20 protein-coding genes and 1 other RNA gene are annotated in these 22,984 nt (G+C 62.0%); 13 read left to right on the forward strand and 8 right to left on the reverse strand.

Annotated elements, in window-relative coordinates:
- Positions 1–388 precede the first annotated feature (388 nt).
- From FHX03_RS09090 to FHX03_RS09110, 5 genes are all read right to left on the reverse strand, one after another.
- Positions 389–1,294 carry a DMT family transporter gene (locus FHX03_RS09090; protein ID WP_097628228.1) on the reverse strand — a complete coding sequence of 302 codons (906 nt, stop codon included), beginning with the start codon at positions 1,292–1,294 and terminating at the stop codon, positions 389–391.
- A gap of 132 nt (positions 1,295–1,426) precedes the next feature.
- The gene (locus FHX03_RS09095) at positions 1,427–2,653 is read right to left on the reverse strand and encodes a lytic murein transglycosylase (RefSeq protein WP_183853374.1); all 1,227 of its coding nucleotides are present in this window, start codon (positions 2,651–2,653) and stop codon (positions 1,427–1,429) included.
- Positions 2,654–2,734: 81 nt separating this feature from the next.
- On the reverse strand, positions 2,735–3,532 hold the full coding sequence (locus tag FHX03_RS09100) for a GH25 family lysozyme (protein WP_183853376.1): 798 nt from the start codon (positions 3,530–3,532) through the stop codon (positions 2,735–2,737).
- A gap of 125 nt (positions 3,533–3,657) precedes the next feature.
- On the reverse strand, positions 3,658–4,332 hold the full coding sequence (locus FHX03_RS09105; RefSeq protein WP_097628231.1) for a class I SAM-dependent methyltransferase: 675 nt from the start codon (positions 4,330–4,332) through the stop codon (positions 3,658–3,660).
- The gene (locus tag FHX03_RS09110) at positions 4,329–5,573 is read right to left on the reverse strand and encodes a DUF3419 family protein (RefSeq protein ID WP_097628232.1); all 1,245 of its coding nucleotides are present in this window, start codon (positions 5,571–5,573) and stop codon (positions 4,329–4,331) included. The genes FHX03_RS09105 and FHX03_RS09110 overlap by 4 nt, the downstream gene beginning before the upstream one ends.
- 191 nt (positions 5,574–5,764) lie before the next feature.
- Between FHX03_RS09110 and FHX03_RS09115 the strand changes: the two genes are divergently transcribed.
- A complete protein-coding gene (locus FHX03_RS09115; protein ID WP_097628233.1) occupies positions 5,765–7,189 on the forward strand; it encodes a serine hydrolase domain-containing protein in 1,425 nt (474 codons plus the stop codon).
- Positions 7,190–7,215: 26 nt separating this feature from the next.
- On the opposite strand, the gene FHX03_RS09120 is transcribed toward FHX03_RS09115, so the two are convergent.
- From FHX03_RS09120 to FHX03_RS09130, 3 genes are all read right to left on the reverse strand, one after another.
- Complete coding sequence (locus tag FHX03_RS09120; protein WP_183853378.1) at positions 7,216–8,148, reverse strand: lytic transglycosylase domain-containing protein; 933 nt, start codon at positions 8,146–8,148, stop codon at positions 7,216–7,218.
- Between the two features lie 115 nt (positions 8,149–8,263).
- Positions 8,264–8,899, reverse strand: a complete 636-nt coding sequence (locus FHX03_RS09125; RefSeq protein WP_183853379.1) for a LysE family translocator — start codon at positions 8,897–8,899, stop codon at positions 8,264–8,266.
- A 57-nt stretch (positions 8,900–8,956) separates the two neighbouring features.
- Positions 8,957–10,168, reverse strand: coding sequence for a pyrophosphate--fructose-6-phosphate 1-phosphotransferase (locus FHX03_RS09130; RefSeq protein WP_183853381.1), 1,212 nt, complete (start codon positions 10,166–10,168; stop codon positions 8,957–8,959).
- 459 nt (positions 10,169–10,627) lie between these two features.
- Here FHX03_RS09130 and FHX03_RS09135 point away from each other — a divergent pair, with 459 nt between their 5' ends.
- From FHX03_RS09135 to FHX03_RS09190, 12 genes are all read left to right on the forward strand, one after another.
- A complete protein-coding gene (locus tag FHX03_RS09135) occupies positions 10,628–11,335 on the forward strand; it encodes a J domain-containing protein (RefSeq protein ID WP_003593343.1) in 708 nt (235 codons plus the stop codon).
- Positions 11,332–12,093 (forward strand): N-acetylmuramoyl-L-alanine amidase, encoded by a 762-nt coding sequence (locus FHX03_RS09140; protein ID WP_183853383.1) that lies wholly within the window; start codon positions 11,332–11,334, stop codon positions 12,091–12,093. The genes FHX03_RS09135 and FHX03_RS09140 overlap by 4 nt, the downstream gene beginning before the upstream one ends.
- Before the next feature lie 261 nt (positions 12,094–12,354).
- Positions 12,355–12,882 (forward strand): lytic transglycosylase domain-containing protein, encoded by a 528-nt coding sequence (locus FHX03_RS09145; protein ID WP_097628237.1) that lies wholly within the window; start codon positions 12,355–12,357, stop codon positions 12,880–12,882.
- 158 nt (positions 12,883–13,040) lie between these two features.
- Positions 13,041–14,228 (forward strand): NAD(P)/FAD-dependent oxidoreductase, encoded by a 1,188-nt coding sequence (locus FHX03_RS09150; protein WP_183853384.1) that lies wholly within the window; start codon positions 13,041–13,043, stop codon positions 14,226–14,228.
- 11 nt (positions 14,229–14,239) lie between these two features.
- Positions 14,240–15,415, forward strand: a complete 1,176-nt coding sequence (locus tag FHX03_RS09155; RefSeq protein ID WP_183853386.1) for an NAD(P)/FAD-dependent oxidoreductase — start codon at positions 14,240–14,242, stop codon at positions 15,413–15,415.
- A 53-nt stretch (positions 15,416–15,468) separates the two neighbouring features.
- Positions 15,469–15,866, forward strand: an RNA gene (gene rnpB, locus FHX03_RS09160) — RNase P RNA component class A.
- 427 nt (positions 15,867–16,293) lie between these two features.
- The gene (gene mraZ, locus FHX03_RS09165) at positions 16,294–16,731 is read left to right on the forward strand and encodes a division/cell wall cluster transcriptional repressor MraZ (RefSeq protein ID WP_024320776.1); all 438 of its coding nucleotides are present in this window, start codon (positions 16,294–16,296) and stop codon (positions 16,729–16,731) included.
- A 17-nt stretch (positions 16,732–16,748) separates the two neighbouring features.
- A complete protein-coding gene (gene rsmH, locus FHX03_RS09170) occupies positions 16,749–17,774 on the forward strand; it encodes a 16S rRNA (cytosine(1402)-N(4))-methyltransferase RsmH (RefSeq protein WP_097628240.1) in 1,026 nt (341 codons plus the stop codon).
- Between the two features lies 1 nt (position 17,775).
- On the forward strand, positions 17,776–18,258 hold the full coding sequence (locus FHX03_RS09175) for a hypothetical protein (RefSeq protein ID WP_097628241.1): 483 nt from the start codon (positions 17,776–17,778) through the stop codon (positions 18,256–18,258).
- Positions 18,258–20,018 carry a peptidoglycan D,D-transpeptidase FtsI family protein gene (locus FHX03_RS09180; RefSeq protein ID WP_003593354.1) on the forward strand — a complete coding sequence of 587 codons (1,761 nt, stop codon included), beginning with the start codon at positions 18,258–18,260 and terminating at the stop codon, positions 20,016–20,018. The genes FHX03_RS09175 and FHX03_RS09180 overlap by 1 nt, the downstream gene beginning before the upstream one ends.
- A 6-nt stretch (positions 20,019–20,024) precedes the next feature.
- Positions 20,025–21,545, forward strand: coding sequence for a UDP-N-acetylmuramoyl-L-alanyl-D-glutamate--2,6-diaminopimelate ligase (locus tag FHX03_RS09185; protein ID WP_097628242.1), 1,521 nt, complete (start codon positions 20,025–20,027; stop codon positions 21,543–21,545).
- Positions 21,542–22,975: a UDP-N-acetylmuramoylalanyl-D-glutamyl-2,6-diaminopimelate--D-alanyl-D-alanine ligase gene (locus FHX03_RS09190; protein WP_183853388.1), complete on the forward strand. Its 1,434-nt coding sequence runs from the start codon at positions 21,542–21,544 to the stop codon at positions 22,973–22,975. The genes FHX03_RS09185 and FHX03_RS09190 overlap by 4 nt, the downstream gene beginning before the upstream one ends.
- The last annotated feature ends 9 nt before the right edge of the window (positions 22,976–22,984 follow it).

Genomic DNA, 22,984 nt, shown 5'->3' on the forward strand with positions numbered 1-22,984 from the left:
TCAGGGGAGTTCAGGTACTACCAGTCATTCCACTTTCATCGGCCAGCTCAGATGAAGAGCATGGACAAGACGAAAGCAAACGCTGCACTGACCAACAGAACATTCAAGGATTGCGTGAGTCCCATGTCTGTCTCCTCGCGTTAACCGGCCGATAATATGTCGGAAATATGTCGGTTGGGAAGCGGATTCTATGCTGCGCTGCCGAAGGGCGCGGTGGACAAGTCGACGTGGCTAGCGGCAAGCCGTTGAAACTAATCGATTATATTCGATAAATTTTTGTTCACAGATTTTAACGTGCCGTTAAATCCGACGATTGCCGGTTTACCTATGCGCCGAAAACATGGCGAAGAGGCAAGCGGTTGAAAACACGCGGAATTCGCAACCTGGCTCAGGTGGTCTTCACCATCCGGCGATAGGCGCGGCCGTCGAGAATGACGAGGCCGAAACCGATCAGCGCCATGCCGGCGAATTCGCCGGGTGTGAGCCTTTCGCCGAGGAAAAGCACACCGAGAAGGATGGCGCTCGGCGGCACCAGCAAGGTGACGAGCGAGGCGTTGGTGGCACCTGCCGCCGCCATGATCCGGAAATAGAGGATATAGGCGAAGGCGGTCGATACCAGCGCCAGCGCCAGCACGGCGACGAGAATATCGACCGGCGGCATCGGGAGCGTCCAGGGACGATCGGCCAGCAGCGACAGCGGCAGAGTTATCAGCGAGGATGCCGTCAACTGGCCGGCCGCGGTGACCGGTGCGGGAACATCCTTGAACCGCTTGCCGTAGGTGGCGGCAAAGCCATAGGAGACGGCGGCGAGCACGGGAAGCAGCAGAGCCCAGAGCGGCGCTTCGCCGCCGGCCGCCAGGCCGGGGCCGATCAGCACGATCGTTCCGGCGAGGCCGACGAGGCAGCCGGCGATCTTTGCCGAGGACAGCTTCTCGTCCGAGGTGAAGTAGTTGGCAATCAGCACGGTCCAGATCGGCGTCGTCGCGTTCAGGATCGCGGCAAGACCGGCGCCGATGCGGGTCTGGCCGAAAAAGATCAACGCATGCGGCAGAGCATTGTTGATGAGCCCAAGGATCAGGAATTCGCGCCAGCGCGCCTTGAGGATCGAATAGACGTCGAAGCGGCCGGCGATATAGACGTGAAGCGCCAGCGCGGCGAGCAGCAGCCGAAGGAAGACAAGGGTCAGCGGCGGCACATGCTGAACGGCAATGCGGGCAAAGAAGAAGGAGCCTCCCCAGATCAGGCCGAGCAGGAGCAGCAGGCCCCAGGTCCAGGCATTCATTCTGCTGTCCATACCGGTTCCTCCACCGTAAGCCGCTCGGTTGCTAAAAACCGGCACCGGCTGTCAGGGCTCATGCTTAGCGCAGACGGCGGACCGCGCCACCCGTTTCTTGCGACGCGGGTGGCGGTGAGGTGCAGGCGGCGATCAGAGAGCGTTGAGGAGGGCAGGCGTTGCCCAGCCGTCGGCCGGCATGCCGAGGCGCTGCTGCTCTTTCTGGATCGCGACACGCGTGCCGGAGCCGAGGATGCCGTCGATCTCGCCGACATCATGCCCGAGCGACTGCAATTTGGTCTGCAGCGTCTTCATCTGGTCGTTGGCGAGGCCCTGTTCCGGCACGCCCTTGAGATAGGTCGGGGCGCCGGAAAGCCGGGTCCCGAAATACGCGGCCGAGGTCGTGTAGATGAACGACTTGTTCCATTCGAGATAGATCTTGAAATTCGGGTAGGCGATGAAGGCCGGTCCCATGCGGCCCTGCGGCAGCACCAGATCGCCTTCGAGGTTGCCGAAGGCGGTGTTGCCGTCGCGCGGCTTGACGCCGAGCGCGAACCATTCGCCTGCCGTCATCGTGCCGCCGAGGCCGGATTTCTCCCAGGGCAGGTTATCGGGCAGGGTGACTTCCTGCAGCCAGGGCTGGCCGCGCTCGAAGCCGAGATGCTGGATGAACTTAGCCGCCGTCAGGATGGCGTCCGGGCCGCTCTGCTTCAGGCGGACATGACCGTCGCCGTCGCCGTCCATGCCGTAGGCGATGATGTCGCGCGGCAGCATCTGCACCTGGCCGATCTCGCCGGCCCAGGCGCCGGTATTGGTGGCGGGGTCGAGATCGCCGTGCTGGACCATCTCGATGAGGGCGATCAGCTGTGGGCGGAAGAGTTCCGGGCGGCGGCAGTCATGCGACAGCGTCACCAGGGCGTTGCGGGTGTTGAAATCACCCTGGACGGCGCCGAAATCGGTTTCCATCGCCCAGAAAGCGGTGATGACGCCAGCGGGAACGCCGAATTCCTGTTCGGCGCGGGCAAAGACGTCGGCATATTGCTTCATCTTCTGGCGGCCGATGTCGAGGCGAGCCTGGCTGACGGTGCGCTGGGAGAATTCAAGGAAGGTCTGCTTGAAGACGCCCTGGGCCCGATCCCGGCTCAGAACCTTGGGGTCGATCTCGGCGTCGGCAAGAGCGGAGTCGGCGGCTGCCGCGCTTGCGCCGGCGGCAACTGCATCCTTCTTGACGCCTTCAAGGAAGGCGGACAGATCGCCGCCGCAGGGTGCTGCCGGAGCGGCTGGATCCGCCGCAGGTGCCTGCTGGGCGGCTGCGCCGCCCGCAAGGGCGAGGGCAAACAGGAGGGCGAGTGCAGAGCGGCTTGCGAGCGAGCGGTGCATGGATGCGGTCCTTATATCAAATGGATGTTCGTCGCTTTCCCAGAGGAATGTGACGGAAGCAAGAAACATTGAAAGACGTTACTAAGAATTTCTATCCTTGGAAACGGCAGCGACCCAATTGTTCCAGTTCTTTGCACTGCCGGCAAAGACATTGATATCCGTGGGACCGCTGATGCCTGGAATGACGCCGGTCGAGGTGTATTGCCAGAAGGCCCAGCGGCGGTCGGAATAGGTCACTTCGGGGTGTTTTGCCACCGAACGCACCCAGAAATGATAATCCTGGAAGTAACCGGCGAGATTGTCGCGGTGGAAATCGACCGAGGTGTAGATGATCGGGCGTTTGCCGTAATAGGCCTCCAGCCGGTCCATGAAACGCTGCATTTCGGCGCGCACCGTTTCCGGGTCGGGACGGTAGCGGCAGGTCTTCGATTCGGCGTTCCATTCGACGTCGAGCACCGGCGGCAGGCGCATCGCCTCCTTCGGCACGTTGCGGATGAACCAGTCGGCCTGCTGATCGGCCGAGGAGCAGAAATAATAGAAATGGTAGGGCGCGTGCGGGATGGCGGCGGCGCGCGCCTCGCGCCAGTATTCGTCGAAGCGCGGATCGACCCTGTCCTTGCCTTCCGTCGCCTTGATGAAAGCGAAGGCGACACCGGAATTTTTGACCGTCGCCCAGTCGATATTGCCCTGCCATTTGGAGATATCGATGCCGTGGACCTGGTTCTGCTGCGGATGTTTCGGGCCGAAATCCTGCGGATCGGTGTCCTTGAATCGCGTCTTCGGCTTGATCGATGCTGTTTCGAGATAGTCGTGGCCAGAAGAGGAGCAGCCTGCCAGGAGAATGGCCAGAGGCAGAACGCAAAACAAAAGCCGGCGCATGGGCATCCCGTCGTGAACCGAATGATCTCTTTGCCCCACAGCCTGACCTTCGAAAAAGACGAGTGGGCAGAGGATAACCCTCTTTTCACCATATCAACGTAAAAAATCGGTTAGTTTCAAGCGAATTATGAGCGGTTGCTGATAATGGCCGCCCGCCAGGCGTAACCGCCGCCGACGGTGTCGAACAACAATCTCGCGTTGTTTTCATGGGCTTGCGCTTCCAGGAGCTCCCGCAGATCGGAGCGCGGGGTGACGTGGAATTTTGCGAGCCATGACTGCAGCATGCGGCGGAACCAGCCGGGCAGGCCTTCCTGCTGGCCGAAATCGACGATGTGCAACTGACCGCCGGGGTTGAGTGCGGCAATCGACGCATCGACGGCGCGCTCCCAGTCCGGGATCATCGACAGGGCATAGGAGATCAGGATGCGGTCGAAGCCGCTGACGCCGAATTCGCGCGGGGTGAAGGCCGTGGCATCGGCAACGCGGAATTCCGGGATCGTCGCCTTGGTGGCGAAGGTCTTGCGCGCCGAAATCAGCATTTCCTGGGAAATGTCGAGGCCGAACAGCTTGGCTGTCGGGAAATGCCTGTGGGCGAAGGCCATGTTGCGGCCGGTGCCGCAACCGACTTCGAGTAGGGTGCCGCCCTCGGGTACATCGAGATTGCGGATCGTGCTGTCGCGGCCGAGAAGGTAATATTTGCGCGTCAGATCGTAGATATGGCGCTGGTAGCGGTACATGCCATCCATCAGGCTGGCATGTTCGCCGCTCTTTCCTGCCGTCTCGGTGCCGACCTTGCTCACGCCTTCTTCCCGTAAATGTGGAAGCCGCCGTAGATCGCCGAACGATCAAGGGCCGTCAGCTCGCGCGACTTCTCCTCGAAGTAGTCCCACTGGTCGCGGATCGAAGGAGACAGGCGGCCTTCGATGATGCTCTTTTCGGCGGCGGTGCGGAAGATCACGCGGGCGCCTTCACGCGCCGTGCGGGTGATTTCCCGCCAGACGTCGTTCAACTGCTCGTCCGTCATCCAATCCTGCGCGTCGAGCAGGATGTAGCGGTCGCGCGAGGCGGCCGGCTCGCGGGCCAGAAGCTCGGTGAAGCTTGCATGGTGGACGTTGACGCGGTCGACATTGGCGCGGATCACTTCATAGTGCTCCGGCTTCAGATAGGTCGGCAGCGGGCCTTCCTCTTCAGTGCCGTAGCGGCGGCCGAAGGCCTGCCAGGCGAAATAATTGTCGCGCATCGGGAAATGACAGGCGAGCTTTTCCAGGCGGTGCTTCAGCACCGGTGCGATCGAATGGTCGGCGGCCAGGCTTGCGAGCTCGTCATATTGCTGCGGCGGGATGCCAAGGCCGAAGAGCGAGCTCTTGCGGCCGGTGATCCAGCGCACCACCGGCTTTTCGAACAGCGGCGCGATCTGCTCTTCGAAGAACTGGCGCTGCTCGCGGATCGAGCGGGTCTTGGTCATCTCGCGCAGCTTGACGCCATGCAGGCGGGCAAGAAGATGGGCCGCGCCGATGAAGCGACCGAGCAGACCGGTTTCGTAGATGTTGCGGTCGAAGACGGTGACGCGGCGGCGGCCGAACTTGCGGCCGTTCCAATAGCTGCGGGTCGCCTCGTCAAGCTTGACGGCAAGATGCCGGTCGTAGGCGCGGCTGTTCGACTTCTCGTTCGGCATGGCCAGGAAACGGACGAGATCGGCATGATCCGGCAGATGCTTGAAGGCGGCGAGCTTCAGGCGGTTCAGCGCGATGTGGTGCGGGTTGAGGTCGACGACGTCGATCGATGCCGGCGCTTTGGAGAGATAGGCGAGCATGTTGCAGCCGCCGGAGCCGATGGTGACGATGCGATGGTTGGGCTTCAGCTCCATCGCCTGCATGTCGAGATCCGGATCCTCCCAGATCTGCGGATAAACGAGGCCGGAGAAGAGGAGGCCGAAGAGACGCTCGGAAAAACCTTCCTTCGAAAAAGCCTTGTGGCGGAGAAGGGCGTCCTTGAGTTTCCGGTTCTTGCGGAAGCCGGCATCCGGTGCAAATTCTGACATGAGTCTGTCACCTTTTTAGCGTTCAGGGCGTGTAGCGCGCCACTGCTACAGTTTGATGACGTGGGCTGTGGGGCACCGTTCTCGGAAGGCTCCGGCATCAATGAAGAGTGATCGGAATGGTGCGCCTACTTCGCACCGGCCCCTTTCCGACAGGCGCGATTCCTGCTTCTCTCCCGGCATGGAGGAATGCCATGCGATTTGTGCTGCGTGTCCTGAAGGCGCTTGCTCTCCTTGTGGCTCTCATCATCGCTGCCGGGACCGGCTGGCTCTTCGCCTGGCCGCCGGAGCTCTTGCGCGTCGGGGACGGCTACGCCGCCAAGATCGTCTGCTCCAATGTCTTCGTCGCCAGCCGGGATGCCGACGATGTGTTGCATGACGACGTCCAGGCGCCGGGAAATCCGCTGCTGAGGCTGGTTCGCGTCGGTGTCGAGCGTGACAGCGGCCGGGTGACGGCGCGCTTCATGGGGCTGTTCGCATCGAGTTATGCGCTCTATCGCGGCGCTCTCGGATGCACCAGCGTGCCGGACGGCAATTTCGAGGCGGCGATTAACGCGGTGCCGTTCGATCCGCCGGCCAAGATGCAGGCGAATGACGCGGTGTGGCCGCAAGGCGAGGGCACTGGCAATCAGCCGGACGCGAAGATCGCCGCGGTGCTGGCCGATGCCCGATTTGCCGGTCCGGCCATGCGGGCGATCGTGGTGGTGCGCGGCGGCCGTATCGTCGCCGAAGCCTATGGTCCCGGATTTTCGTCGAAGACGCCACTGATCGGCTGGTCGATGACGAAGACGGTGAACGCGGCCATCCTCGGCCGGCTGATGCTCGACGGCAAGGTCTCGTTCGACGACGATCACTTGATGGCACAGTGGAAGGACGATCAGCGTGCGAGGATCAAGGTTTCCGACCTGCTCGGCATGGAGAGCGGGCTTGCCTTCAATGAGGATTACGGCAGCGTTGCCGATGTGACGCGCATGCTCTATCTCGATCCAGACATGGTCTCGCTGCCGGCCAATGCGCCGATGGAGGCAGCACCCGGGCAGCGGTTCCGCTATTCGAGCGGCACGGCGGCGCTCTTGTCACGCATCTGGATGGACAGGGTCGGCAATGCGCAGGCAGCCTTTTCCTATCCGCATGATGCGCTCTTCTCCCCGCTCGGCATGACCAGCGCCGTCTTCGAGCTCGACGCGCGCGGCACCTTTGCCGGAAGCTCCTATCTCTATGCGACTGCGCATGACTGGGCGCGTTTCGGACAGTTCCTGCTGCAGGATGGCGTCTGGAATGGCCGGCGGCTGTTGCCGGAGGGGTTCGTCGGCGCCATGCGCACGCCGACGGCAGCATCGAACGGCCGGTATACGCAAGGCCAGGCGTGGCTCGCGCCCGGCGGCTCGAGTGCTGTATTCGGGCTGCCGGAGGACACGTTCTGGCTGACGGGGCATGACGGGCAAAGCATGGCGATCGTGCCGTCCGCCAATCTGGTCGTCGTCCGGCTTGGCCTGACTCCGGGCTGGCTCGGTTATCAGCCGCAAACGCTTCTCAAGGCAGTCCTGGCGGCGTCGCCGCAATTGGGCATGCCGCAACTGCAGGCCGGATCAGAGCGGCAGGTCCAGCCGCGGCCATAGGCCGAGCCGTCTTTCTGGGGTAGTTGTCAGTAATTGCCCTGCGCGACGTCGTTCATGCCCTTGCGCTTGGCATCGTAATAATAACCGCGCGCATAGAGACGCACGGCATCGTCTTCCTTGCTGTCGGAGACGAGCCAGGCGCCGCGCAGATATTTCGCGGCATATTTGATGTTGGTCTCGGCATCGAAGAGACCGCCCGGGGCGCCGTCATAACCCATTGATTTGGCAGTGTTGTACTTGATCTGCATGAGGCCGAAATAGCCGCGCTTGTTGTAGGCCTTCGGATTGTAGCGGCTCTCGCGATGGACTATGCGGTGGAGCAGCGTCTCGGGAATTTCGTAGAGTTTCGAATATTTCTGAATGAGCTTGGTGACGAAGCTCTTTTCGACGGTCGGCGCATCGTCCTTGTCGTCGTCGCTGAACATCGGCGGCGCCGTCGGCGGATCGATCGGCCCGGATTCATCGAAACCGTAGTCCATGCTGGCGCGCGGCGTCGTGTCGACTGCGGCAAGTGCCGCAAGCGCGCCGTTCTGCGGTGTCGCGGCAAAGGCAAGCTGCGTTGCCGGCTGTGCCGGCGCTCCCGGACGCGGCGTCGGTACCACGGACTGGATCGCCGTCATCTCGGGTGTCAGCGGGATCTGCGCGTAGGCTGCCGGCTCCATGGTGAGATCGGCAGGCTGGGAGGCGGTCACGGTCGGCATCGCCGTTGCGGTCAGGGCAGGGGATGCCGGGGAAAGGGTGGCACCGGCGACCGCCTGAGCGGCCGTGCCTTCGGCTGTCGGGATTACGGCAAGCGTGGCGTCTTCACCGGGTTTCGGCATCGGCACCACGGTCTGCGCAGCTGTCAGTTCGGCCTGGGAGGTGTATTCGACACTCGCGCAGCCGGTCATCACGCCACAGCAGAGCACCGTAGAAACGACAAGACTGCGTTTCAGCCCGGACAATCCGATCGCTACCATTCCGTCACTTTCGTGAAATCGCGCCGCCCCGGCAGCGTTATAAAAGTTACTAAAAAGCTTAAATCCGACGACCCCATTAACCTATTCGTGGCATTCCGGCAACCACGGATTATTTCTAAGCTGCAATACGGCGATACCCGGCGGTTACGGCGCCTGCAGCGATCAGCAGAGTGCCGCCTGTGCGGTTTACGGCGCGCTGGACGCTCGCCTTGCGAATCAGTCCGCGCGCGGTATGGGCGAGAAACGCATAAGCGGAAGCGTTGAGGATCGCCAGCACGAGGAAGGTTGCTTCCATGATCGCCATCTGGCCGACGAAGGGCAGGGCCGGATTGAGGAACTGCGGCACGAAGGCGACGAAGAAGATAATGCTCTTCGGATTAAGGGCGGTGACGACATAGGCGTGGAGGAAGATCTTGAGCGACTTCTCTTCCGGCAGATTGTCGTTGTCGGCAACCGGTTCGCCGATGACCGGGGCCCGCCAGAGCTTGATTCCCAGCCAGATCAGGTAGGCGCCGCCGATCCACTTCAGGACGGTGAAGAGGGTGGCGGAGGTGGCGAGGACGGCGCCGAGACCGAAGAGAGACGCCGTCATCGCGGTGAAGTCACCAAGCGCCACACCGCTCACCGTCGCAAACGCCGTCCTGCGTCCATGACCGAGCGCATAGGAAACGACGAGCAGTATCGTCGGTCCCGGTATGGCCAGCATGATGGCGGATGCGGCCGCAAAAGCGAGCCAAGCTTCAAGTGACATGGTGTCTCCTCCTATTCCTCAGGAACAAGCAAAGACATCATATTAACCATCCGTCAATCACGCTTCTTTGTATTTCTGGCCTATATTGTCCATGACTTCGGCAAACCATGCCGTCGACAGGTCAAAAGCCTTGCCGCCCTTGATGCGCGGGAATTCTATAGTGCGCAATTTACCGTTTTGCGCTTCATCGTGGCCGGTGACGCCGGAGACTCTGTTGAGCGCACTCTCGACTGCAAGATCGACCATGCTCTGGATCAGCCGGAGGTCGTCGCTGTTGGCCGGCGCCGAGCGGGCGAAGTAGCCCGATTTCTGCACGAGCGAACGTTCGGCGTTCAAAAGGCTGGCGAACTGCTTCTGGAACCAAGCGCCGACATTGATCGTATCGATTTTCACATGGCCGAAGGCGTCGCGCTTGACCGTCTCGCCGGCGGCTTCGCGCTCCGCGACGATGGCGTCGAGGCAGGCGCCTTCGGAGACGAAGACCGTGGCGTGGCCGTTGCGGTCCATGCTCTCCTTCAGGCGGGCGGCCTCAGCGTCGAGGTCGAAGGCCATTTCAGGCAGGTAGACGGCGTCGATACTCTTCAGATGCGCGTCCATCATCAGGCCGTCGACATATTGGTTGCGGCTGGTGCGCTGGAGATAGGCGCGGGCGGTCGCGGCGGTCAGCCAGCCGCAATGGCGGCCCATGACCTCGTGGATGACGAGGGTGCGGGGGGCGGCCGTCTGTTCGTTGCCGACATTGTCGAAGAAATGTGCGCCGACTTCGGCGGCCGTCCAGGCGCCGAGCGACTGGCGGATCGGCACGACGTCGTTGTCGACGGTCTTCGGCAGGCCGACGACGGTGAGGTTGTAACCGTTTGCGGCGAGATAGGCGGCAAGGTCGGCGGCGGTGGTGTTGGTGTCGTCGCCGCCGATCGTGTGGAGGATGGTGATGCCGTCATTGGCGAGGCGTTCGGCGGCAACCCGCAGCGGGTTGTCCCCTTCCTTGACCAGACCGCGCTTGACACAGTCGGCGGCATTAGTGAGCTTGACGCGGCTGTTGCCGATCGGCGAGCCGCCATAACGATGTAGCAGCGGCGCTTTTTCGCGCATCTCGCGGGTGATCTCGACGCTGTCGCCGAGCAATACGCCCTGGTAGCCGGACTTGTAGGCGACGAGATCGAGGTCGGGGGCGATGTCGCTGTAGCGTTCGATCAGTCCGCCGACGGCGGAGGAAAGACAGGGCGCCAGGCCTCCGGCGGTCAGCATTGCAACTTTCTGCTTGGCCATGATCCCTCCTATGGCGTTTCGGTGCGGCGGCTTCAGCTACAGGCGTCGCCTCGAATTCGATTCAAGCGACGCGCGTTAGCGCATTGTTTTCATGGATGTCGTTATCCCGGATCCGCTGCACACCTCCGGGCGACATGCATGAGCGCATGGATGCGGCAGGGAAGGGAGCCTGTAAAGTAAAGAATTTACGAAAAAGCGCCTTTCTGCCGCGTTGCGGCCGGAAGAGTTGATATAATCGTTTCAAGCCGGTTCTGACTGCGGAGAACTCTTGTGGAAATTGCCGGCGCGGCGCGCCGCGAAGCGGAGGTGCCGAGCGCAGGAGGAACCTTTGCTGCGGTGCGACAATTACCAAATCGTGAAAACTGTGTTCGGCCCTACGACCAATAGTCGCCTTGCAAAGGCTACGATTCTTTGGTCAAGCTATCTGCATATAAGTTGACAAGCGTGCGAGAGATTTCGATGTCCTTCTGGGAAAAACTGTTGAATGCCATTGGCAATACCGCGGGCAATGCGCTGTCGGCGGTGGTCGAGGCTATCCGAACGGTTTTTGAAGGTGATCCCGAGACCCGGCGCAAGGTGGCTTTCTCCGTGGCGATCATCGCGCTGTCGGCCAAGATGGCCAAGGCCGACGGCATCGTCAGCGAGAAGGAGGTCGAAGCCTTCCGCGAAATCTTCGAATTCCCGCAGGACCAGGCAAAGAACGTCGCCAGGCTTTACAACCTCGCACGCCAGGACGTGGCCGGCTACGAAGCCTATGCCGAACGGCTCTCGACGCTTTGCGTTACCTGCGCGGCCAATTGCACCGTGCTGGAAGACGTGCTCGACGGTCTCTTCCATATCGCCAAGGCCGATGGGCTGATCCACGAGAAGGAACTGAATTTCCTCAGCCATATCGGCGAGATCTTTCAGATGAGCGAGACGCGCTTCGAGCAGATCGCCGCCCGCCACGTCTCCACAGGCGGCGATCCCTACAAGGTGCTCGGTGTGTTGCCCTCGGACGATTTCCCGACCATCCGCCGCCGCTATCACGGTCTCGTCAGCGAACATCATCCCGACCGGCTGATCTCGCGCGGCGTGCCGAAGGAGTTCCATGTCATCGCCAATGAGCGCATGGCGGCGCTGAATGCGGCCTATGCGGCGATCGAGAAGGAACGCCGAGCCGCATGACCTCTTTCGAGGCCGACTGCGGGAGCGCCCGCGTGCAGCCTTCGCCGAACCACGGCGAGCGCGCGGACGGGCGCCGTCCGGACATGATCCTGCTGCACTATACCGGCATGCCGACGGCGGATGGCGCGCTCGACTGGCTCTGTCGCGCCGAGAGCCAGGTCTCCAGCCATTATTTCGTGCATGAGAACGGCGAGGTGGTGCAGCTGGTGCCGGAGGTGCGGCGGGCCTGGCACGCGGGAAAGAGCAGCTGGCACGGCGAGACGGATATCAATTCGCTGTCGATCGGCATCGAGATCGCCAATGCCGGCCATCCCGGCGGACTTCCCGATTACCCGAAAGAGCAGATCGCCGCGGTGATCGAATTGTGTCGTGACTGTGTCGAACGTTGGTCAATCGCGCCGGAGCGGGTCCTTGGGCACTCCGATGTCGCCCCGATCCGCAAGGTCGATCCGGGTGAGAAATTCCCCTGGGGCGAGCTCCACAGGGCGGGCGTCGGTCACTGGGTCGAGCCGGCAACGATCACCGGCGGGCGCTTCTTCCAGCAGGGTGATGCCGGCCAGCCTGTCGAAGCGCTGCAGTCGATGCTGTCTCTATATGGCTATGGCACTGAAATCACAGGACAATTTTCCGAGAAGACGGCGGGAGACGTGGAAGCTTTCCAGCGTCATTTCCGGCCTGAACGGGTGGACGGCATCGCCGATTTCTCGACGATCGACACGCTGCACCGGCTGCTGTCGGCGCTGCCGGGTTTTTCCTGAGCGGAAGAGGCCGGTTTCCGGCCGATATTTCTGCGGCTGGCGAGAAAACCGCCTCGCCACATCATTTCCCTATTATCTCCTCATTGCGATGGTCTAAGAACGCCCGCTGAACAGCGCTCACGGCTTTTTCAAGTGTAACCACGAGCGCCAAATGAAACGATAAGAATTGCTGCGGAACACGATCAGTCCTTGATCGCGTATGACCGGATGACGGCGAGGCGCGCAGTCCTGCAATTCTATGGGTCGGAGTGAATAGACTACATGAAGAATATGATTGTTGGTGCTGCGGCATGCGTTGGCATGCTGCTGGCGGGATATAGTTTTGCCTTGGCTGGTGATGACTGGGGTGCCAGGGCTGAAACCATCCCGCTGAAAACCGTCGATCGCCAGAGCGGCTATGCCATGCCCGATTTTTCCGCCAGCGTTCCCTATGCCGCGCTGATCAATAAATATGCCGCTGAATACGACGTGCCGGTCGCGCTTGCCCAGGCCGTCGTGCGTGTCGAGAGCAACTTCAATCCGAAGGCACGCGGCAGCGCCGGCGAAATCGGCCTGATGCAGATCAAGCCGGCGACGGCACGGATGATGGGCTATTCTGGCACGAAGAAGGGCCTGTTCGATCCGGAGACCAACATCAAATACGGGATGAAATACCTGGCGGCCGCCCATCAGCTCGGCGGCGGGCAGACCTGCAACACGATCCTGAAATACAATGCCGGCCATGCCGCCACGCGCATGAACCCGGTGTCTAAGACCTATTGCGGCAAGGTCCTGGCGATGCTCGACTGAGCTTCGCCGGACGCGTCGGCCGAGAATTTTTCCGGCATTTTTGCGATATGAATCAGGATGCTTGCCGTGATATCCCCACCTGAAACGAGGTGGGCTACCTCGAGATGAGATTAGGCCACCTCGCGATGAGGTTAGGCCACCTCGACACGAGGCTAGATATGGCAGTCGATTTCAGGTTTATCATCATCGGGCGCGGCATGATGGGGGCGGCTGCCGCACGGCATCTCGCCTCGATGGCCGACGGCATTGCGCTGATCGGCCCGTGCGAGCCGGAGCAACGCAAGGCCCATCACGGGATATTCGCCAGCCATTACGACGAAGCGCGCATCACCCGCACGTTCGACGGCAATCTGACCTGGGGAAGTTTCGCCGCCCGTGCGCTCGACCGCTACCGCGAGATCGAGGCAAGGAGCGGCATTTCCTTCTATTCCGAAGTCGGTTGCCTCTTCGCCGGTCCGCCGCCAAAGGACGAGCAGGACTATATCAACCGGGCGCTCACCGTCAGCCGGACACTCGGCAGCGATATCGAGACCGTCGCGCCGTCGGACCTTCGCCAACGTTTTTCCTATCTTGCCGTCGATCCTGATTTCACCGGATATTTCGAGCGCAAGCGCGCCGGGCACATCAACCCGCGGGCGTTGGTGCGGGCGCAGGCGAGGCTTGCCGAACAGGGCGGTGTCTCGCTGATCGAAGCAACCGCGACATCCGTGCGCGACGCCGGTTCCCATGTCGAGGTGATGGCCGGTGGCAGAACCTACAGTGCCGAGCGCGTGCTGGTCGCTGCCGGCGGTTTCAGCAATTTCAATGCCTTGCTGCCGCGTCCCGTCGATACCAGGGTCATGGCGCGCACGGTCGCCTTCTACGAGATCAGTGAGAACGAGATGGCGATCTTCGGCGACATGCCGTCGACGATCGTGCTCGGTGACCGGGAGGAGGACCACATCTATATCCTGCCGCCGGTGCGTTATCCCGACGGCAAGACCTACCTGAAACTCGGTGGCGACACCGAGATGCTGTCTTTCAGAGAGCTGGAGAATGTCGGCGCGTGGTTCCGTTCGGATGGCAGCGTGGCTGAACGCGAGCATCTCGCACGCATCGCCCTCACGTTGATGCCGGCGCTTGCCGGCTGCCCGGTCACCTCGGGGCCTTGCGTGGCGAATTTCACGCCGACCGGTTATCCTTATGCTGGATTTACGCAGTCGCCACGCATCGCGGTGCTCACCGGCGGCAATTTCGTCGCAGCCAAATCCTCCGACGAACTCGGACGGCTGGGCGCCATGCTTCTGACCGAAGGTGCGCTCCGCGACAGTGATTTCGGCGGCGAGCTGACGCCGGTCTTTGCCTGAAAGGGAGCATCATGGCAGTCGATTTCAAATATATCGTCGTCGGCCGCGGGCTGATGGGATCTGCGGCGGCGCGGCATCTGGCGCGCCAGGTGGATGGCGTGGGAGTGATCGGCCCGGACGAGCCTGATGATCGCAAGGCGCATCAGGGCGTCTTCGCCAGCCATTACGACGAGGGGCGCATCACCCGCACCATCGATCCCGATCGCAACTGGGCGCTGCTCGCCAACCGCGCGATCGGCCGTTACCGCGAGATTTCCCGCGACAGCGGCATCGACTTCTATCGCGAGGTCGGCTGCGTGGTCGTCGCGCCTGATGGAAGCGATTATCTCGAGAGGACCCGGCAGGCGGCCGTTTCGCTCGGCGTCGAGACCCGCTTTCTCGATGAGGCTGGGCTGAAGGCCGCCTTTCCGTTTTTCGCCTTTCCCGGTGCCGCTGCCGGCGTCTTCGAGGCAAAGGGGGCCGGCCACATCAGCCCGCGCCGCCTGGTCAAGGCACAGTCGCTGCTGGCGGAAAAGGCAGGTGCTGCCGTCATTCGCGACCATGTCGTCTCGATCCGCAGCGTGGGCGGATCGGCTGTCGTCGAGACTGCCGGCGGCCGGAGCTATCGCGGTGAGAAGGTATTGCTGGCGGCGGGCGGATTTTCCATTGCAGAGAATCTGTTGCCGAAGCCGGTTGCCATGACGGTTTATGGTCGGACGGTAACGCTTTTCGAGGTGAGCGAGACCGATGCGGTGCGCCTTGCGGCCATGCCGTCGCTCATTCTCGATGTGCCCGGCACGCATATCTATCTGCTGCCACCGATCCGTTATCCCGACGGCAATTTCTACCTGAAGATCGGCGGCGATCCCGACGATCTGGCGCTCGGTGACGAGGTCGCGATGCGCGCCTGGTTCAAAACCGAGGGGCGCGAGACCGTGCGCGCCTATCACGAACGCATCGTCGAAGGTCTCGTGCCCGACTTGGCGCCGCTCTCGATTTCGACGGCGGCCTGCGTCGTCTCGCAGACGGAGAGCGGCTACCCGATGATCGGCTACACCTCATCGCCTGAAATCGCGGTGCTGACGGGCTGCGCCGGCACCTCGGCCAAGAGTTCGGACGAAATCGGCCGGCTTGGGGCTGACCTGCTTTTGTCAGGCAGAATCAGCGAACATGGCTACTCCACGGATTTCACACCGGAATTTCGCTAAATAAATTTTGATTTCGGTGGCAATTGCCATCTCTCTCGTTTATGGGACCCCTGCCAGTTGGCTGGGCAGCCGCGCTCTATCAATGCCGAAAGGCGGTAGGGTGAGGAAAGTCCGGGCTCCACGGAAACACGGTGCCGGATAACGTCCGGCGAGGGCGACCTCAGGGAAAGTGCCACAGAAAGCAAACCGCCTGTCATGACAGGTAAGGGTGAAAGGGTGGGGTAAGAGCCCACCGCATCTCCGGCAACGGAAATGGCACGGTAAACCCCACCGGGAGCAAGACCGAATAGGGATGACGCGGCAGGCCGAAAGGCCTTCCGGCCGGTTTCCAGGCCAGTCATCCGGGTGGGTTGCGCGAGGCAGCGTGCGAACGCTGTCCCAGAGGAATGGCTGCCACGTTCCGGTTCACGCCGGAGCCATACAGAACCCGGCTTACAGGCCAACTGGCGATTAACTTTTGTGGCGCGATCAAGCCCTGATTTCAGGATTCACTTCCCGGTAAGCCGCTGAAATCGAAAGTTTTCAAGTGGATGCTCATGCAATCCGCCTGTTGAAAATTCTTTTTGCAAAAGCACCGCTGCGCGACCATCGCGACAGGGCGATCCTAACTCTTTGTTAAACTTAACAGCTTATAAATTTTTGATCATGCGTCTGTTGCAAAATGGGCGTATCCCATTGACGCCCATATGGTCCCATGCTATCCCAAATGCGCACTGCACCAGGGCAATCACCTGCCCATTCATCGCAAAGCAAAGACGTCTTCCTCTCCGGAAGCGTCGGAGGGGTTTTTGCTCATCCGGCTTGCGAAGCTGTGCCTGATATCGGGAGTTTCGGGCGTCTTTTGGTCCGGATCCCTGCGGGAACGGATGTTTCGTGTGATGAGCCGCTTCCTTTCGAATGCGACCAACAGGATCGATGCCAAGGGCAGGGTTTCCGTGCCCTCGGCGTTCCGGTCCGTGCTGGCGCAGCGCAATGTTCAGGAGCTCTATTGCTTCCAGGACTTTGTGTTTCCGGCGATCAGCGTCGGCGGTCCGGATCTTCTCGAAAGATTCGAACGGCAGATTGCTGCGGAGGATCCGTTTTCGCCGGATGCCAACGAGATGTCGCTTCTCATTCATGGAGGCGGGGTCTTCATGAAGCTCGACGCCGAGGGGCGGCTGATGGTCACGGATTTCATTCGCGGCTTTACCGGCATCTCGGACGAGGTGACCTTCGTCGGTCGGGCGGATCATTTTCAGCTTTGGCAGCCGCAGGCTTTTGTGGCTGCGCAGGCGCAGGCACGAGGGGAGCGCAAGCTGGCGGGCAAGCGTTCCTGAAAGAACGAGGGAACGGAATGGTGGCGAATCCTGGCGGAGGTTCAACTGATGCCGGTGGCGGACCGGTTCGTCACATTCCTGTTCTTCTTGATGAGGTGCTTTCGGCGTTGGCGCCCGCGCCCGGCAAGCTCATCCTCGACGGTACATTCGGTGCGGGCGGCTACAGCGCCGCCATTCTTGCGGCCGGCGCCGAGGTGATCGCGCTCGACCGCGATCCGACGGCGATTGCATCCGGCCAGGCAATGGTTGCTGCCCATGGTGGCCGTCTCAAGCTCGTTCATTCGCAATTCTCGCATCTTGCCGATCATGCGCCGCAAGGCGGGCTCGATGGCGTCGTCCTCGATATCGGCGTTTCCTCCATGCAGATCGATGAGGCCGAGCGTGGTTTCTCCTTCCAGAAGAACGGGCCGCTCGACATGCGTATGTCGGCTGCGGGCGTTTCGGCGGCCGATGTCGTCAACCGCGCCAAGGTCGCCGATCTGATCCGCATCTTCCATTTCCTCGGCGAGGAAAGCCAGGCGCCGCGCATTGCGCATGCGATCGAGAAGCGCCGCGAGGAAAAGCCGTTCGAGACGACACGCGATCTTGCCGGTCTCATCGAGCTGGTCACGCCCCGCAAGATGAAGGACAAAATCCATCCGGCAACGCGTGTCTTCCAGGCCTTGCGCATCTTCGTCAATGACGAGCTCGGCGAACTCGCGCAGGCGCTGTTTGCGGCGGAAGCAGCGCTGAAGCCGGGCGGCCGGCTCGTCGTCGTCACCTTTCATTCGCTCGAAGACCGGATCGTCAAGAAATTCTTCTCCGACCGCGCCGGCAAGGCGTCGGGGTCGCGGCATCTGCCGGTCGCGCATGAGCGGGCGGCAACTTTCGCGGCGATCGGCAAGCCGATGGTTTCGGCAAGCGAGGTGGAGGCGGAGATCAATCCGCGCGCCCGCTCCGCCAAGCTGCGCGCCGGCCTGAGGACGGAGGCCGCCGCTGAAGCTGCGGATATGTCGCTCTTCGGGTTTCCCAATCTCGCCAGTCTCGGAAAGCTTGGAGGTTGATATGCTGAAAACGTTCGATCTCGTGCTCATCGGCGTTATGACGGCCACCGCCGCCGTCACCTATACGATCAAGCATCGCGCTGAATTGAAGTTCGAGGAGGTTCATCGCCTCGAAGCCGAGATCAAGCTCGAGGAGGACACGATCGACCTTCTCAAGGCTGACTGGGCGCTGCAATCGCAGCCGAACCGGCTGGAGCGGCTGGTCAAGGCCTATGATGACGAGTTGCAGTTGCAGCCGACGCAATCGACGGCGCTGGTGCATGCTAAGGAATTGCCGATGCTGAAATCCGAGGTTCCCGTGCCCGACGTGACCGAGGCCAAGGCTGGCGCCAAGAGCGCGACCGAGGCCGGCGCGAAAGGTGCAGCCCTGGCCGGCGCCAAAGGCGCGACGGTCACGACGAAGGCGCAGCCCGTTCCAAAACCCGCGCCGCGCGCCGCGGAGGAGGATGAAGCAGACGAGATCGAAACGGGGTCGGTGGAATAATGTCGTTTCTTTCTCGCATCATGGTCTTGAAGAGCCAGGCGCATTTCTCCGCTGGAGTCTACAATCGTTTCGGCGGTCCTTCTCCTGCCGGCCTGGCGATCGAGGGATCCCGCAAGAAGAAGTCAGGGCAGGCAAAAAGCCGCGTCGGTCTGCTGATCCTCGGCTTCATGGGTGTCTATGTCGTCATCGGCGGCCGTCTCGTCGAATATGCGATGAAGGATCAGGAGGTCGTCTCCAGCATCCTGCCGCCCGATCGGCTGATGGCTTCGCGCCCCGACATTCTCGACCGCAACGGCGAAGTGCTGGCGACCGACATCCGCACCGTCTCGCTGTTTGCCGAACCCAACAAGATCGTCGATGCCGACGAGGCGGTCGAGAAGCTTGCGACTGTTCTGCCGGAGCTCGACGTCCGGGATACCTATAAGAAGCTCTCGGTCAAAACGTCGCATTTCGCCTGGCTGCGCCGGCAGCTGACGCCGAAGCAGCAGAGCCAGATCCTGGCGCTCGGCATTCCCGGTATCGGCTTCCGGCCGGAAAAGCGCCGCTTCTATCCGGGCGGCTCGACCGCCGCGCATATCCTCGGTTACGTCAACATCGACAACCGCGGTGTCGCCGGGATGGAGAAATATATCGACGACCAGGGGCTCGCCGACCTCGCCTCGGTCGGCATGACCAGCGACCAGCCGCTCGAGCCGGTGCGGCTGTCGATCGACCTGCGCGTGCAGAACATCGTTCGGGACGCGGTCGTCAACGCCGTCAACAACTTCCAGTCCAAGGGGGCGGGTGCTGCCGTCATCGACGTGCATACCGGGGAAGTGCTGGCCATGGCCTCGGCGCCGGATTTCGATCCGAACGATCCGCAGGAAGGAGCCAAGGAGGGTTGGCTCAACAGGATGACCAACGGCACCTTCGAAATGGGATCGACCTTCAAGACCTTTTCGCTGGCGATGGCGCTCGACACCGGCAAGGTGAAGATGACCGACACGTTCGATGCCAGCAAGTCGATCTATATCGGCGGCTTCACGATCCACGATTTCCATGGGCAGCGCCGCTGGCTGACCGTGCCCGAGATTTTCCAGTATTCGTCGAATATCGGCACGGCGCGCGTCATCGACATCGTCGGCATCGACGCGCAGAAGGACTATCTGACCAAGTTCGGCCTCTTGACCAAGATGCAGACCGAGCTGCCTGAGGTGAAGATGCCGAGCCAGCCGCGGGTCTGGAAGAAGATCAATTCGATCACGATTTCCTTCGGCCACGGCGTCTCGACGACGGCGCTGCAGACAGGGGTGGCGGCGGCCGCTCTCGTCAATGGCGGCAAGCTGATCGAGCCGACATTCCTGCCGCGCAGCCGCGAACAGGCCGATGAAATCGCCACGCAGGTGATCAAGAAGACGACCAGCGACGAGATCCGCTATCTTCTCGATTTCAACGGATACAAGGGATCGGGCCGCGTCGCCCGCGTGCCAGGTTTTGCCGTCGGCAGCAAGACCGGCACGGCCGATAAAGTGGTGAACGGCCGCTATTCCGCGACCTTGAACTTCAACTCCTTCATTGCCGCATTCCCGATCAACGATCCCAAATATGCGGTGATCACCTTCTGCGACGAGCCGAAAACCGGCGAAAAGCAATACGGCGGAACGATCTCTGCCGGTACCGCTGGCCCGATCGCCCGCGAGATCATCAGCCGCGCGGCCCCCATTCTCGGCATCGAGCCGAAATTCGGGGAGGGCGGATCGGCCTTGCTGGTGTCTTATTGAGTGTGAATGAATATCGACGCCGATTCGCGAGGGGTGGACCGGCTTCAAGAGAGAAAAGTGCATTCGATGAAATTGCGAGACCTGGCCGGAGATCAGTTTCCGGAAATTGAAGCACAGCTCGAAGGCCCGGCAGGCTTGCTTGATATTTCGGGCCTGTCTTCGGATAGCCGCCATGTGGCGCCGGGCAATGCTTTTGTCGCTGTCGCCGGCAGCAAGGCGGACGGCGCGGGCTTCATCGCCGATGCCGCCGGCCGGGGTGCCGCCGTCGCGATTGCTTCCCAGGCCGTCGAGGCTTCCATCCCGGTGCTTGCGGTCAAGGAGCCGCGCCGTTTCCTTTCGATCGCCGCCTCGCGCTTCTTCGGCAGGCAGCCGGAGACCATGGTCGCCGTCACCGGCACGGCGGGCAAGACCTCTGTGGCTTCTTTTACCCGGCAGATCTGGGCGCATGCGGGGCATGCGGCGGCGATGATCGGCACAACAGGCGTCGTCTCGCCGACGCGCAACGAATATGGTTCGCTGACGACGCCCGATCCGGTGTCGCTGCACAAACTACTGGCCGAACTTGCCGGCGAAGGTGTCACGCATGCGGCGATGGAGGCTTCCAGCCACGGCCTCGACCAGAGCCGGCTCGACGGCGTCAAGCTTGCCGCCGCTGCCTTCACCAATCTCGGCCGCGACCACATGGATTATCATCCCACGGTCGAGGCCTATATGGCCGCCAAGATGCGGCTTTTCGATACGCTGCTGCCGAAGGGCGCGCCGGCGGTGATCTTCGCCGACGATCCATGGTCGGCGCAGGCGATCAAGGCCGCTGCCGCTGCCGGTCACGATGTGCGCACCGTCGGGCGCAAGGGCGTCTACCTCACCTTGAAACGTGTCGAGCACTTCCGCCACAAGCAGACCGCCGAGATCCATATCGGCGGCGAGATCTTCGAGGTGGATATTCCGCTGGCCGGCGATTTCCAGGTGGCCAACGCGCTGGTCGCGGCAGGTCTTGCCATGTCGACCGGCGTCGAGCCGAAAGTTGCGATGGCCGCGCTCGAGAAGCTCGTCGGCGCGTCCGGCCGTCTCGAACTCGTCGGCCATACGAAAGACGGCGCGCTCGCCTATGTCGACTATGCCCATAAGCCGGATGCGCTGGAAAACGTGCTGGGCTCGGTCCGGCCCTTCACCACCGGCCGCGTCGTCGTCGTCTTCGGCTGCGGCGGCGACCGCGATCGCGGCAAACGGCCGATCATGGGTGAAATCGCCTGCCGACTTGCCGACGTCGTCATCGTCACCGACGACAATCCGCGCTCGGAGGAGCCGGCCGCGATCCGGGCGGAGATCATGGCGGCAGCATCCGGCGCCTCGGAAATTGCCGATCGCGCCACGGCAATCCGCGAGGCTGTTGGTATGTTGCGATCCGGCGATACACTGATCGTCGCCGGCAAGGGGCATGAGGAAGGGCAGACGATCGGTAGCGTCACCCTGCCGTTCTCCGATCATGCGGAGGTGCGCAAGGCCTTGGAGGAACTGCAATCTTGAGCTGGCTCTGGACGACCGAAGACATGATCGCAGCAATGGCGGGGCGGCCCTTCGGCACTCTGCCCGAAGGCATCACCGGCATTTCCATCGACAGCCGCTCGATCAGCCCGGGCGAAGCCTTCTTCGCGATCAAGGGCGACCATGTCGACGGTCACGACTACGCGTCGATGGCGGTGGCGAACGGCGCCTCCCTTCTCGTCGTCAGTGAGGCGAGGCTTCCGGCCATGGGCCGCCTGACGGTGCCAATGATCGTCGTGGAGGATGTGCTTGCGGCACTCGGCCGGCTCGGCCTTGCCTCGCGCGAGCGCTCCAAGGCCCGGATCATCGCGGTGACGGGCTCCGTGGGAAAGACGACCACCAAGGAAATGCTGCGGCATGTGCTGTCGCCCTCCGGCAAGGTGCATGCCTCCGTCGCCTCCTTCAACAATCATTGGGGCGTACCGCTGACGCTGGCGCGCATGCCTGACGATACGGATTACGGTGTCTTCGAAGTCGGGATGAACCATCCCGGCGAGATCCGGCCGCTGGTCGAGATGATCCGTCCCGATGTCGCCATCATCACGACGATCGCACCGGCCCATCTCGGCAATTTCAAGAACATCAAAGAGATCGCTGCCGCCAAAGCGGAGATCTTCGAGGGGGTCGAGCCAGGCGGCCATGTGGTGCTCAACCGCGACAACGACCAGTTCAATTTCCTCGACCGCACGGCTCAGTCGCTCGGTATCGAGCATATCCATTCCTTCGGCCAGCATGCCAAGGCCGAATTCCGGTTGGCGGAATTCAACGGCGCGGATGAGAATTCGACGCTGTGGCTGACGATCGGCGGCGAGACGCTGGAGGTCGCGATCGGCGCGCCCGGCCGCCATATCGCCGAGAACGCGCTCGCCGCGCTCGGGGTCGTCAGGATCGTCGGTGCCGACATGGAAAGGGCGATCGCAGCGATTGCGACGCTGAAGCCGGAAAAGGGCAGGGGCAAGCGCCACCGGCTTTCGATCGGCAGCGGCAGCTTCACGCTGATCGACGAAAGCTACAATGCCAATCCGGCTTCGATGCGCGCGGCGATCGCACTGCTGGCGGCCTCCGAGCCGACCAGCCGCGGACGCCGTATCGCCGTGCTGGGCGACATGCTTGAAATGGGCGAGTATGCGCAGAAGGTCCATACCGATCTGGCCGTGCCGCTGCTTGCAGCCGGTATCGAACATGTCTGGCTCGCCGGCGCAGAGATGGCCGCGCTCAAGGAATCGCTGCCGGAAAGCGTCCATGTCGAATATCGCGAGAACACCGCCGAATTGACGGATTATGTGTTGAACTCGGTCGCGCCAGGCGACGTGTTGATGGTGAAATCGTCTCTGGGCATCGGTTTCGGCAAGATCGTCGCCGCGCTCCTTGACAAGTTCCCGCCATTTTCCGACACGCAACGCGAACTTTGATCGGGTAAA

It is taken from the genome of Rhizobium sp. BK456, assembly GCF_014194045.1.
Lineage (GTDB): Bacteria > Pseudomonadota > Alphaproteobacteria > Rhizobiales > Rhizobiaceae > Rhizobium > Rhizobium redzepovicii.

What these genes read in the sequence shown, in the direction of transcription:
- FHX03_RS09090 (WP_097628228.1), bottom strand. Translation starts at nt 1,294, where the DNA reads ATGGACAGCAGAATGAATGCCTGGACCTGGGGCCTGCTGCTCCTGCTC.
- FHX03_RS09095 (WP_183853374.1), bottom strand. Translation starts at nt 2,653, where the DNA reads ATGCACCGCTCGCTCGCAAGCCGCTCTGCACTCGCCCTCCTGTTTGCC.
- FHX03_RS09100 (WP_183853376.1), bottom strand. Translation starts at nt 3,532, where the DNA reads ATGCGCCGGCTTTTGTTTTGCGTTCTGCCTCTGGCCATTCTCCTGGCA.
- FHX03_RS09110 (WP_097628232.1), bottom strand. Translation starts at nt 5,573, where the DNA reads ATGTCAGAATTTGCACCGGATGCCGGCTTCCGCAAGAACCGGAAACTC.
- FHX03_RS09115 (WP_097628233.1), top strand. Translation starts at nt 5,765, where the DNA reads ATGCGATTTGTGCTGCGTGTCCTGAAGGCGCTTGCTCTCCTTGTGGCT.
- FHX03_RS09120 (WP_183853378.1), bottom strand. Translation starts at nt 8,148, where the DNA reads ATGGTAGCGATCGGATTGTCCGGGCTGAAACGCAGTCTTGTCGTTTCT.
- FHX03_RS09125 (WP_183853379.1), bottom strand. Translation starts at nt 8,899, where the DNA reads ATGTCACTTGAAGCTTGGCTCGCTTTTGCGGCCGCATCCGCCATCATG.
- FHX03_RS09130 (WP_183853381.1), bottom strand. Translation starts at nt 10,168, where the DNA reads ATGGCCAAGCAGAAAGTTGCAATGCTGACCGCCGGAGGCCTGGCGCCC.
- FHX03_RS09135 (WP_003593343.1), top strand. Translation starts at nt 10,628, where the DNA reads ATGTCCTTCTGGGAAAAACTGTTGAATGCCATTGGCAATACCGCGGGC.
- FHX03_RS09140 (WP_183853383.1), top strand. Translation starts at nt 11,332, where the DNA reads ATGACCTCTTTCGAGGCCGACTGCGGGAGCGCCCGCGTGCAGCCTTCG.
- FHX03_RS09145 (WP_097628237.1), top strand. Translation starts at nt 12,355, where the DNA reads ATGAAGAATATGATTGTTGGTGCTGCGGCATGCGTTGGCATGCTGCTG.
- FHX03_RS09150 (WP_183853384.1), top strand. Translation starts at nt 13,041, where the DNA reads ATGGCAGTCGATTTCAGGTTTATCATCATCGGGCGCGGCATGATGGGG.
- FHX03_RS09155 (WP_183853386.1), top strand. Translation starts at nt 14,240, where the DNA reads ATGGCAGTCGATTTCAAATATATCGTCGTCGGCCGCGGGCTGATGGGA.
- mraZ (WP_024320776.1), top strand. Translation starts at nt 16,294, where the DNA reads ATGAGCCGCTTCCTTTCGAATGCGACCAACAGGATCGATGCCAAGGGC.
- rsmH (WP_097628240.1), top strand. Translation starts at nt 16,749, where the DNA reads ATGGTGGCGAATCCTGGCGGAGGTTCAACTGATGCCGGTGGCGGACCG.
- FHX03_RS09175 (WP_097628241.1), top strand. Translation starts at nt 17,776, where the DNA reads ATGCTGAAAACGTTCGATCTCGTGCTCATCGGCGTTATGACGGCCACC.
- FHX03_RS09180 (WP_003593354.1), top strand. Translation starts at nt 18,258, where the DNA reads ATGTCGTTTCTTTCTCGCATCATGGTCTTGAAGAGCCAGGCGCATTTC.
- FHX03_RS09185 (WP_097628242.1), top strand. Translation starts at nt 20,025, where the DNA reads ATGAATATCGACGCCGATTCGCGAGGGGTGGACCGGCTTCAAGAGAGA.